Source organism: Bacteroidales bacterium, assembly GCA_031275285.1.
Taxonomy (GTDB): domain Bacteria; phylum Bacteroidota; class Bacteroidia; order Bacteroidales; family UBA4181; genus JAIRLS01.
Window position 1 is genome coordinate 1 of the sequence record JAISOY010000224.1, and the last position, 13401, is coordinate 13401.

General features: G+C 39.8%; 7 protein-coding genes. All 7 read right to left on the reverse strand.

Annotated elements, in window-relative coordinates:
• Positions 1-473: 473 nt before the first annotated feature.
• Positions 474-1124 (reverse strand): hypothetical protein, encoded by a 651-nt coding sequence (locus tag LBQ60_22115; GenBank protein ID MDR2040620.1) that lies wholly within the window; start codon positions 1122-1124, stop codon positions 474-476.
• Positions 1096-5298 carry a DUF6443 domain-containing protein gene (locus LBQ60_22120; GenBank protein ID MDR2040621.1) on the reverse strand — a complete coding sequence of 1401 codons (4203 nt, stop codon included), beginning with the start codon at positions 5296-5298 and terminating at the stop codon, positions 1096-1098. Before LBQ60_22120 ends, LBQ60_22115 begins: the two co-directional genes overlap by 29 nt.
• A gap of 99 nt (positions 5299-5397) precedes the next feature.
• The gene (locus LBQ60_22125) at positions 5398-8298 is read right to left on the reverse strand and encodes a hypothetical protein (GenBank protein MDR2040622.1); all 2901 of its coding nucleotides are present in this window, start codon (positions 8296-8298) and stop codon (positions 5398-5400) included.
• 102 nt (positions 8299-8400) lie between these two features.
• The gene (locus tag LBQ60_22130; GenBank protein ID MDR2040623.1) at positions 8401-9324 is read right to left on the reverse strand and encodes a hypothetical protein; all 924 of its coding nucleotides are present in this window, start codon (positions 9322-9324) and stop codon (positions 8401-8403) included.
• 696 nt (positions 9325-10020) lie between these two features.
• Entirely contained in the window at positions 10021-11922 is a 1902-nt protein-coding gene (locus LBQ60_22135) for an amidophosphoribosyltransferase (GenBank protein ID MDR2040624.1), read from the reverse strand.
• Positions 11923-11924: 2 nt separating this feature from the next.
• Positions 11925-12413, reverse strand: coding sequence for a hypothetical protein (locus LBQ60_22140; GenBank protein ID MDR2040625.1), 489 nt, complete (start codon positions 12411-12413; stop codon positions 11925-11927).
• A 158-nt stretch (positions 12414-12571) separates the two neighbouring features.
• A partial coding sequence (locus LBQ60_22145; protein MDR2040626.1) for a hypothetical protein occupies positions 12572-13401 on the reverse strand: 830 nt, incomplete at its 5' end.

Genomic DNA, 13401 nt, shown 5'->3' on the forward strand with positions numbered 1-13401 from the left:
TAAGTTTAAACTTAGCTCGCTTATTAGTTTACCTTGGTCAGTCTGTTAATTCCTTCTTTTTTACAACAAAAGTAAGGGATTAACATCGCTTTTATTTTTATAACGCAAACTAAGGGCTCCGCTTAGTTAATACCGGATTCGGGCTGAGGACAATCTTCGTCATCATTTCCTCCGGGTATGCAAGTCAGCACGACGGAGATACTGGTCATGACGTTCAATGTGCCAAACCCGCCTAAAACAGAACTACATTAAACTGCTTTTTTCAAGATATTACCACTAAATTCTCAGCATGGACACATGCGCTTTTATTTCCATCTGCCAAATTACATATTTGGCTATATTTCAAAAGGCAAAACATTTGCCGTTTAACTTTCATCTGTTATATTCCGCCCAACGGAGGTCTTTGAAAAAAACACTGGATATTTAAAAAATGATTTTTCTTGCATTTATCTTAGATAGCCAAACGGGTGGAATTACTCAATATCCAATAAATCAAATATATTTAAGGTACTATCAGGTGGATTGTCTGGAATAGTCTCATCATAACAATGCAGTATTAATTTTTCAGGCTGACCATAGTTATCAACACATCCATAATAAAATTTGTAGTTAAGAATTATCAATTCTATTAAGTTATCTATTTCTTGTTGTGACTCCATATTGTTGATCCATAATTTTTCATAACTCCCCCAATACCTTGAACTAGTAAGTATAATTCCAAAATCAGGCACATAAAAATGATTGATGCAACCATCTTCCGCTTTAAAATTTGAAGCAAATTTATATACTGTATATTGTTTTTCTCTGGTTTTAAATATCTTAAAATCTAAAAAAACAAAATTTTGTTCTTCTCCATTCAGTTTAAACGATAGCCTCGTTAATGCAGTGTCAATAATGTAAGAACGTAAATTGCCGTTAATGTAATGGTAGCCCATCTCTGTAGTATGATTTTCCTTTATATTCGTTTCAAGAGTAAAGTGTAATGTATCAATACTGATATAGTCACTATAAATATTATCAAATCTAATTATTGCATCATCTCTTTCTGGCAATTTATTATTACATGAAACCAATGATATTAATATGAAACAATAATTAATCGGTAAAATTATTAATTTTTTCATGTATATAATTATGTAAATTTTTAACTTTTCCATGGTTGAGCTTGCTATTATAATCGTTTTTCCAGAGTGGTTTTAATTGTTTATAAAAACTATATCTATCAGAATAAAAGATCCCATTAGGATCATTCATCATCTTATGTTGTTCAAATGGAGATATTCTTTCTTTCTTTTTTAATAATGTCATTTGATTTATTAATAAATGCTGCTTCTCGTGATTAATGGTTTTAGCCCCTTCGGCAATACCTAATTGTATATCTGTATAGTCTTCTGCAAAATCAAATTGTAATTCATATTTCAGGTATTCATCACTAGATTGACCCAATGCTAGTTTCCTTCCTTTTTCTCCTAAATTTCCTTCATACTCTTTGGATTCTCCTGTTTTTTTATTAACAATAAATGTTTCAGCTCTACCATTCCCAGGTAGGTCACCTAGCACAAAATTAACTGAAATGTGTCCATACTTACCTCCTATTTCAAAGGCTTCTATAAATGCTTTCCCTTCATCAGTACCAGCCCATGCATTATATCGATCCATAGCGTCTTTGTCACTTTCAAAAGCTTTGGAACGCTTTATACTATCCCCATTTATATCGATATTATTTATAGGATTCCCAGCCGCAAAACTGTATGGACTTAAATGATAGTATTTTTCAGCATAAGCATCTGGTACAAACCATACAGGAATCTCTGTAGCCAGCATCCTTGCTCCGTAGTCCAGCCAGTTCAGTTCCATTTCTTCCTGTAATTCCTTGACATTGTATTTATAAGCATTGAACCCTTCCACTTCATGGTCGCTCAGCAGAGGGATGATCATTCCGTACGGGTAGTACGCATTCACTTCCACCGCATTGCCCGAGGACCTTGTCACCGATAGGTTATCGAAATAAACAGGGGTCTGTGCTTCATTGTTCACATAGATCTCCATATAACCGCTTTCACTGAGTACCATCTTATCACCGGATAACTGCTGGATTTTGTTGATCTTGTCATCTACCGGGAGAAGTCCGGTATGGGCTTCAACCACTTCGAACTCCCTGTTGTACAGTACAAAATTCAGGCCGGATTCGGGCTGCGGGGAGTCTTCGTCGTTATTTCCTGCGGGTAAGGGGGCCAATACTGCGGAGGTACTGGCGGTGGCGCCAAGGTCGGTGGCCAGCGTGCTGAACTCACCCAGCGGGGCGGTGGCGTTACCGGAAAGGGCGGCTATCGCGCTGGCGGCTACGGGGGCGATGTCCAGGCCGCTGCCGGGTAGGCTTTTATCGATATTGTAAAAGGCCTGTGCGCTGATCTCTATGGTGTCGCCCGCCATCACTTTCAGGGTGATCTTAGGACCCTGGCTCTTGCCTGCTACCTTGGCCAGTTTGCTGTTAGCCGGGTTCTTGTCGGGGTAGTTGTAAGGACGGTCGGAGCGCGTGTTTTCAAGGTTGTCGAAGTACAGCCCTTCTTCTCCTGATTTGCCCTCTTCCATGGTGGCCATATAGCGCTGTCTATTGTCCGGATCACTGGTGAGCACGACACGGACATTGCCCAGGTGGTCCTTCAGGAAGTAGTCATAGACCCACCCGGAGGTGGTCTTGCGGATACGCCCGTACTGCGTGGAGATGAATTTCAGTTCGCTGCCTTCGTATTCCACCCCGTCGATATAATGACGTTCCTTGCTGCCAAACTTCTTACGGATACGGCGGCCGATGGCATCATACGTGTACTCGAGGGTTTCCTGGTCCTTGGTGATGAGGGTGGGCAGATTCAGGTGGTTGTAGGCTATGGTGATCCCCTTGTTGCTGTCGGTGGTCATCCTTCCCGCGGCATCGTAACCGTAGGTGCCGTTCCCGACGAACCCGGGGGTGCTTGGTTCGGAGGTACACAGCTGGTCGTTGATGCGAAGGGTGAGGTCGTTTCCTGAGGTGGCGGCAAATTGGAAGCCGGGCTGTAGTACGAAGCCTTCGCAGGCTTCCCGGATACCGGCATTAGCCGGGCTGTTCAGGGTGATCACACGGATGATTCCGGTGCCGGAGGAGCCTTCGTCTTCCTCATGGATTATGGAGTCTGAGGCCTGGCCCAGCTGGTTACCGTTGTACGACAGGGTCAATTGGTCGATCTGATCCCCGTTGTGCCAGCGGTCCAACTTCCTGATATTACCCATGATATCGTACCGGTAACCCTCGTTGTATTTTCCCTGGTCGGAACCGTAGGTGGTATTACTGTTGCCGGTGGCATTACTGCGGGCGTAGGCGCCTTCCTTAAGCCTGCTCAACGAATCGTACTTGAAGGCATAGGCATGCCAGTAGTCGTTCCGGGAGGGTGTTTTCCATTCCATGGCACTGATATTGCCACCCCACTGGGGGGTGCTGTTCAGGCTGCTGACAGATTCATGGTAATGGAGCTTCTGACTGAAAAGATTGCCAGTGATCTCTCTGAGCCAGCCGCGGATATTGTAGTTGTATCCGGTGGACTCAAGGCTGTTATTATGCAGGTCTGTGCGGACCAACTGACCCAGTTCGTTGTAGGTATTGGCAGCTACCACTACCGTATCATTACCCGTGATATGCTGTTTGACTTCCAGTAACCGCCCGGCATGGTCGTAGCGGTTGATCTCTGTCAAAGCAAATACTGCAGTGCCGCCTTTGAGATGTTCACGTACGGTGGAAAGTACTTTCCCTGTAAAATCGTAGGTAAGGGTAACCTTATCCTTTACCTCGCTGTTATCGATTTTTGGTTGTTCGGCTACGGTGTGAAGCAGCCGCCCTTTATTATCATAAAAAAGAGTGGCGGTCAGCCATTCGTCCGTATCAAGAATGCGTGTCTTGTTTCCTGTGACAAAACCCTTTACCCGATCATCAGCATGAGTATAAATGGACTCGCTGCCCGGAAAATCGTAACTGTCATAATAATTGACCAGATAAACATCACCGGTCGTTAGATTTTTCGGTTCGCTTTGGTTGGTATATCCGCATATTCCTCCGGAAAGGGGAGATTCCCAAAGGGGAGCAGTCTGCGCATTTATAGCTTCCTGCCAGTTCCTGCGGGAACGGCCGTCCTGCACGATACCAGACATCACCATACGTCCGATAGCGTCATATTTGGTAAAGGCCCATTCTCCTTTTTCCCGCTGGATGGCATCCTGGGTCATTACGGGCTGATCGAGCTTATTGTAGACAATATGCGTCCATCCCGCACCGGGAATGTATTTTTCGATGATCCGGTCTCGATAATCATATCGGTATTCATAAACATAATGTTGTAAAACAGAATACATGATTTTTGGTTGGTTTTTAGGAATAACCGGAGGAAATACATAGCATAACCGTCCTTTATTATCATAAACATAATCTGTATCCGCATATTTTTCAGAGGCAATTTTGCGACGATGCCTTATCATGTTACCATCCAAATCGGTATATTGTATTGTTTTCCGATCATCTTCATCAGTTATTTCTACAACACGAAGCGTTCCGGGATCGAAATACAATTCCAACATAATACTATCAATCCCATAAGGCGACCAAACCGGAACTTCTTCTCTATAATTTGTTCTATAAAAATAAGTTATTCCTTTATCTAAAGTATCTTGAGAACTATTCCATGCATCTCCGGGAACACCTTCTATTAATATCCGACCTGTAGCCGAAGACTCATATTTCATTGTAGACCATGTTGTCCATTCCGGTTGATAAAATGCCTTTTGATCTGCTATGGCATTACGCTTGTAAACACCCGTCCCATCAGAAGACACATAAGGAAGGTATATTTTTGAATTTCTTTCGAATGCATCGAGCTTAATAGGAGTCACCAAATCTTTCCCTTCAGGAGAAGCTTTTGCCACCACGTTTTGCAACGGCCGGCCAAGTGCATCGAAATACTCGATGGAAACAGATGCCAGCGTCTGATCAGGGAGCACGATATTAGTTCTGTATGCAATATCTGTATTACTTATTTCCTGCAATGGGGTCACGGTCATCAAATAATTCAGGTCTCGCCATAAAGTATTTGTATTAACAGCACTGCTATAATGATGCATGTTAGAATTATTTTGTTCCGACATGGAAGCGGAATCAGGCTTTAAAATGGCTGTATTTCGTTTACTATCTTCATATTGATAAGGAATGGCTGAAATAACCGATGTCAGTAAAAATCCTATTGACAAAACGAGATAGATGATAATTTTCTTTTTCATTCTTGTAATTTATTTTTTGATAAATTTTCTAATAATGTTAATACCAGCTGATTGTAAAGAGATATTATTTTTTCCTGTTTTTGCCGCTTTGTTTCAATACTAAAGCTCACTATAATGACGAAAATATTCCTTGATAATATTTCCTTCTTCATCTTTTACAGTTATCATTCCTCCTGATGAATATTCATAATAAATAGTTCTTCCAGAAGGATCGGTTTCGGATGACATTCCTATTAAAGGATGATAAGTATATACATTGACATGTGCATTAGGCAACTGTGTCCGCAAATTTTTTAATGTCATAATGTCACTTTCGGAAAGGCTTCTCTTTTGCCCCAGGATATTAAATATATCTTCACCCAGCAAACCGGTTATTTCTGTCAAAGATGTATTTTCTATTTTTGCTATCGGATATCGGAAATTATATCCCCAGATATATACAATCTGCGGACCACTTTCTTGCGAAACACACACCGGATTACCGTGCCGGTCGTATTCATGATAATGTATTCTTGCTTCTTCCGCAGAATTTTCTGTAGATGAAACAATGGTTGCCGGTAATACTTTATTATCGAAGATATCATAGAGGAGCTTTGTCGTTTTGTATTTTGTCCACCTGCGTTTTGTGTGTAAAAGCAAATTATTATATTGTCGGTTGAACAACATCTGTTGTCGTGCGATTTCGGCATCTCCGGAAAAACGGACATCTTCAGTATAACCAAATTCTTCGATCGTGTTGTCGCCGGTACTACTATTAATTTCAGTTCGGTTTTGATAAAGAGTATTAGAAGTACTCCTGTATCCATATGTTTTATTGATTATAAGAGTATCAGAACCATATATTTCTTTGGTTATTTCTCTAATAGGTTTACTGATACCCGTTTTTATAGCATAACTTTTATACAATATATCTTCATAATCATCATTCGTTCTTGGATAAAGAGTTTGTCCAATCAATTTTTTTCTTCTAAATACTTTAGCGACCCTGATATCACCCGGTTTATATATTTCATAGAAATATTTAGTATGTGATACCGGAATAAACTTATTATCCGCAGAATTATTATACCAATCATCATTATATCTGTAAACAATCTTCTCTTGCAATTGGTCATCCATCCAGTCGGCCTGGTACTCATAAAAAATATCCGTCAGTTCTTCTCTTTCCGGTTTATATCTCCGATAATTCTTATATTTATATACCGTTTTTCCTAAATTACCTTTATCTATTGGATCATCCGAAACGTATTCGGTAACCATATCGTAAAAAACAGGGGAACCACCGGAATAAAAAAGATCGGTCAGCGAACTGGAATAAAAGGTCCTGAATCTTGTTTCTATGGGATCAAATAAATGACCATTATCATTACCGACATAACTGAGATACATTTTTGTTTGTTCAATCATATAATCATCTGTTGTTACGGGCTTTTTTATGATTCCTCTATTTCCGGAGTTTGGACCATATTCAAAATAACGATAAGTAATTCCATCAGTCATCCTGTCGTAATCTTCTATAGAAACGATACGCAATCCTCCTGCCGGCGCATAGTCTATAAGGTCTTCATCGAAGTATCTATGGGGTTCATAACTAAAAGTAGTAGTACCTCCGGTAGGATAAGTAATACTTTTCAGGCTTCCATAATACATTGTATTCGGATTGGGGTTTTTATCGGCTTCACCTATTTGAAAAGATCTAGATGCGACATCATTATGGCACCGTTTACCTCTAATAATACTAATAGGGACTGCATTAATATTATCGCCGTTTGCTCCGTTATAATACCCCCAGTGATCATAGGACTTCGACATGACATGATCAGGAAGGAAATCACTATAGTAGGAAAAGCTGTATCTTTCCGAGATATTGGTAGCATCATCCGTTATGGTGATGTAATCCAGCTTGTCTCTTCTTAATCCATAAGAATTCATTTCTCCGGTTAAATCGTAAGTACTTTGGGAGAAATAAATAGTTTTTACAGACTTTTCCCCATCATATATGTTAATTGAAGTTAAGCGATTATTATTTGTAGTAAATGTAATTTTACCTCCACGGAAGCTGATTGTTTTAATTTTTCTGCCCCGGACAGTTGTTGATCTGGAATAATAATCTTCAATATTACAAAAAAATTCCTGTAATTGACCATATTCACCCACGACATAATTTGTTATCATTCTGGGATCAAAATTGGTTATATAGGTAATATAAGGAAAAGTAGCTGTATTACATATGAGAGTTTCAATCTTTTCTGTGCGAGAACCCTCAATATTATCTTCTACAGTAATCACATCTGTATTGGAAAAGTATTTTTCTTCACTCTCCGAATAATTAAAAAAAATGGTATCACGGCTGCAGGGAGAGATTATTTCTGTTGCTTTCCAACATGTCACTGCTAATTCATCAAGCCCCGAAAAAGTCCGCTCTATAAAGTTATTATATGCGCCATTCAATGCTGTACCAAACCTGTAATATACTCCTCTGTCATCAATCATTTCTATTTTCATAGGTGTATTATAATCAAACTCTATGTTGACCGGATCATAGGTATGTGTCAATACTGTGTGAGGTGATGTTTCGCCTGCTGTTTTTTGAAAATAAAATTTACCACTCCGGTCGAGTAATCTGTAATAAAACTCATCCGGTTCTTCTTCTGTTCCTCCAGTTTCGTGGGCGAGCCAAATGAGGTATTTGTCCCATGTAGAGGGCATGCTGGAATTTTGTAAAATACCGGAAGCTTTTTCATCGGGTTTTCCTTTTACAGATCTTGATACCGAAGGTTCAGCGCTCAGTGTCCATCCAAGCCCGACCCAACCGGAGTTTTCATTTACTTTGATGCCCGATGCATGGTAACTTAAAGTTATAGGAAGCACCAACTCACCTACACGTATTTCATAAAGCGGAATTTCTATTTTTACCAATCCCGAGTTATAATCTACCGGATAATTTATATATTTTGCTATGGCAGCAGCTTCAGGAGAAGCAGGAATCAACTCAGGCAAAGATATTGGAATATTTTGCGACCAAGCATTGATGCTTATTATCCATAAACATATGGATATTATCTGAAATCGTCTAATTTTCATGGCATTCTATTAATCTATTTATTCATCAAGTGATTTTCTGTTTTCTAATTCAAATATTCGTTGTCCCTGTTCATTCAGCCTTTTTTCCTGTTCAATGATATACAAGGTCAATTCCTCTATTTTTTGCAATAATTTTATCTGCATTTCCCCCATACTTACCCCATTGCGCACCATACTATCGGCAGGAGCAATATCCGGCAGATGTTTGTTTTCGGTAATGAATTGCTCTACGTCTTTTAAAGGACGTAAAGAATAACCTTCATCAAAGACAAAATCGGCGCCGGCATTGGCCTCTATACGTATTTCACGGGATACGATATCACCGGCTACAATAAGTGTGGTGGGCGAACCGGAAGTGCCTATCTTTACATAAGGATATTCTTCTACTGTGGTTATATTGCCGGTTCCTTCCGGCATTTGTCCCGAATGGTAGGTCCATCCCTCATAAAATGAAGCATCCCCCTGATGATCGGTCGCCGAAAAAGAATAACTGCTCCAATAGATCCCGTCATTTGCTATTTCAATGCGTACACGGACCACTCCATTGTCATCATATGTTCCTAAACGTATCCTGGAAGGATTGTAATAACCTATATCATTTCGGTATTGCGTCCAGTACCAGGTTCCTGCCCAGTGATACCAGCCCAGAGTAAATTTTATCGCTTTATTGGGATGTCCGTAATTATAACCGGTAACATGTACCTGAGGCGCAGGATAAGCCATAAAGGGAATTTTTGTGTCGACATAAAAATATTGATCGTGTTCTAATGGCCCTGCCAACAATAAATTATAGTACGTCCTACCCGGATTTATGCCAGACCGGGTTTGCTGAGCAGATTTCATCGAGTTATGAAATAATAAAATCTCCTGGTCTATTTTATCTGACCTGTTTTCCTGGGCATTGGTTCCTACGGGAAGCATTAAAAAAAATGCTATGCACATAAAACAACAATAGTATTTGTAATTCTCTGATCTCATAATAATAATTTATCAATGGATATTATATAATTTCGAATTTAAAATTCAACATTAACTTCGTTGAAGCCTGCGGGGTTCAACATTCGCAACATTTTGAATATAAGCAAACTAAAATATCGATTTATGTAATTACATTTTATGACCCATATAATATTGTAAAAACTGTATAAAATTCAGACTTTATGGATATTTACCCCTTGCCTTTTTAAGGCTGAAATCAATAATTATTCCCCACTGGACACTCCTATTATTTACACCTGCATTTCTCCGGTAAGCTTTCTTTAGACACAATCAAGTTGATTATAATTAGCACAATAGTTCATCATAAGTTCCGGAATATTTTTCAATGATCCATACATGGTTATTCTCTGTCAAATAAAGTAAAACACCTGCAATAAAACAAATTTTTACAAAAAAAATTTCATTCAAATTGAATGAATCATTTTATTTTGTTGTTATTATGAGATAATATGATTCCCGTTCAACGATATTACATGTATGTTGACCATAGGAGAATTCATAGAACCAGCCGGTTCATGATCAATAAAACAACGATACGAAAAACAGGAACAAATGATATCGAATAATATGATTATCCGGAAACATGTGCCTCCAGTTGAATACAATAGTTCTTTTGAATGGATTGAATATACAGGCGGACTAATAGGCTCGCCTGTTTTTTCCTTCAATATAGTTGATAAATGCATTATTGACCACCCTGTTTCCTCCCGGTGTAGGATAGTTACCGGTAAAATACCAGTCCCCGGTGTCGTTAGGACAGGCCTGATGCAGATTTTCAATTGACTGGAAGATAATATCTATATCCGCGTTTATTTCAGGAGTACGTAATAATTCAGCAATTTTTACCGAAATCTGCCTGGCTGAAAATGGTGCATAAATCTCCTTTACATGATTGACTATTTTCGCATCGGACAGGCCTTCCTGACTTTTACACTTATGGTATACTTCCTGAATGACGGATTCCCGGCCGGTATCCTTCAACAAAGCAATAGCCGCTTGAAAGGCAATAAATTCATTCATCCGTGTCATATCAATCCCATAACAATCAGGATAACGTATCTGCGGAGATGAGGAAACAAATACAATTTTCTTAGGCCCGAGACGGTCAAGGATGCGGATAATGCTCAGTTTGAGCGTAGTTCCGCGAACAATAGAATCATCAATGATCACCAGGTTATCGACTCCCGGCCGGATGGTATCATAGGTGATATCGTATACATGACCGACCATGTCCGCCCGGCTTTTATCCTGAGTGATAAAGGTCCGCAATTTAGCATCTTTAATGGCTACTTTCTCGACTCTGGTATGCACATCCATGATCTTATCCAGACGGGCAGGTGTCAATTTATCACCCGCTTCCAGAATTAATTTCTTTTTCCGGTCATTGAGGTATTCGTTTGCACCTTCCAGCATTCCATAAAAAGCGGTTTCAGCAGTATTGGGAATATAGGAAAAAACGGCTGTCTCAAGGTTATAACGGATGGATTCAAGGATTTCAGGAATCAAAAGTTTCCCCAGCATTTTACGCTCCTTGTAAATATCCTGATCACTGCCACGTGAGAAATAAATCCGCTCGAACGAACAGGACTTCTTTTCCTGAGGGGTCCGGATCTGTTCTTCTGAAATTGTTCCATTAGATCTTACAATAAAAGCATACCCCGGTTTTATCTCGCGGACAGAGTCCACATCCAGATCGAAAGCGGTCTGAATTACAGGACGCTCAGACGCTACCACGACAATCTCATCATCATGATAATAAAATGCAGGACGGATTCCACACGGATCACGATAAAAAAAGGCATCCCCATGTCCTACTACACCACTGATCACGTATCCACCATCCCATTTTTTACTGGACTCGGATAATATATTCCCTATATTCAGGTTTTCAGCAATCAAACCGGATATTTCTGCATTTTTATATCCCTCTTTCTTGAACCGGTCAAATAAATGCTGGTTCTCACGATCCAGGAAGTGCCCGATATTTTCCAACATAGTCACGGTATCCGAATATCCGGTAGGATATTGTCCCAGATCAGTCAGTATCTGAAATAAAGTACCGACATTAGTCAGGTTAAAATTCCCTGCCAATACCAGATTACGGGTTTTCCAGTTATTCTGCCGCATTACCGGATGTATGGCTTCCAATGAGTCGCTCCCATAAGTACCATACCTTAAATGCCCCAGGTATATTTCTCCGGCAAAAGGCATTTCCTGCTTCATCCAGACAGCATCATCCAGTAATTCCGGAGTTCGTTTTCCCAGCTTATTGATAGGGTTATAAATATCCCTGAACAGGATATCAAGCGATGATGGTTTTACGGAACGTTCCCGGGAAATATACTTTTTTCCAGGAGGCATGCCCAGCTTTACGCAAACAACTCCGGCACCATCCTGTCCGCGGTTCCGTTGTTTTTCCATCATCAGGTGCAGTCTCTGTAAACCATACAGGCAACTACCGTATTTGCTGTGGTAATACTCCAACGGCTTTAAAAGCCTTACAAAAGCGATCCCACATTCATGTTGCAAAGAGTCGGTCATCCTTATTCCTTTATCTCTATTATTTCGTTAACTATAAAAGCACCGGTGAATTTTTTGGATATTATTTTACACTGGCGAAGCGCTTCTGTCTTGGTACGAAAATCACCTACAAGTATCTGGTAATTAGGAGAATCAAATCTATTATATGGTTCTATGTCCGGGAAATTCCTGATAAACAAGGCCCTTGTTTCTTTCATCTTTTGTAGTGCAGACTGTCCCGATTGTGAAAAAATACGAATACGGTACCCCATAATTCCTTTCTGCAAGGCATTATTGGCTATCTGCATTTTTAAAATATTATCCACCTGTACGGGACGGTTCAGTTCAATTTTCCCATCACTGGTAATATCTGCAAGTATTTTTGGCTTTTCCGGATCCTGTTCCTGGGCGAGAACACAAGGTACAGTAAAAAGGAAAAAACAGATACAGGCACAAAAACGACAAAAAAGCGAATGGGAATTAATTGTGTAGGGTTTTATGGTAACATTCATGCTCGATCAGTATAAAAGGATCTAATGTATTTATTGCTGCAAATTTAATGCAAAAACATAAGATTTAAGTAACACCATAAATTAATGTCCTATTCTATAAGCGTAATCGACTTAATCAATGCAACTTAAATAAATAAGAAATAACATTGAATGCTTAACTACATGAATTCCGATATAATTTCGGTAAGTTGAAGAATAAAAAAGTCCGGAGGAAAGATACCCAACCAAAAAACAATTGCGAACAGGACATATTGGGAAAGAGATTCAATAAACGGAAGAGGTTCCACACCTGTGGTATTTTTTCCTGATGAAGAAAAAAGCAATCTAAAAAAACTTCTACCAAGCGACCATATAATAATGGTGAGCAAGATCATAACCACGACCATCAGGATCAGATGATTTTGTTCCATCATAGACAGGAAAATCAGCGATTCACTGACAAACAAACCCGATGGTGGTATCGCTGTAATGCAAAAGAAACCAATAAGTAAAACCAGTCCGCCCCAAATATTTATCCGAAAATAATTACCGACATCCTGCTTGTTGACCGACCGGTATATGTATGATACCTGGCCAAATTGGAAAAACAAAGCTGATTTCGCAAATGAATGAAGTACGATATGCAACAGTGCGGCAAAATATCCTGCTCCTCCCATAGCCAGACCAATGGTAGCTAACCCTATATGTTCAATTCCGGAATAAGCCAGTAAACGTTTGTATCCTTTGGTCCGAACCATGTAATATGCTGCAATAGCAACAGAAAGTACGGCACTGATCAGAAGCACTTTTTGTGCCCAGGCACCACTTTCATTATGGATAATGATCTGATAAACGCGAAGAATAGCTACAAACCCGGCATTACACAGGCAAGTGGCCAATAAGGCCGCAGCAGGTGCAGGTGCTTCATCTTTTGCATCCACGCCTGCGGTAAACATGGGGAAAAGACCGACCTTAACCGTATAGCCTGAAAAAAGAAATAAGAAACCTA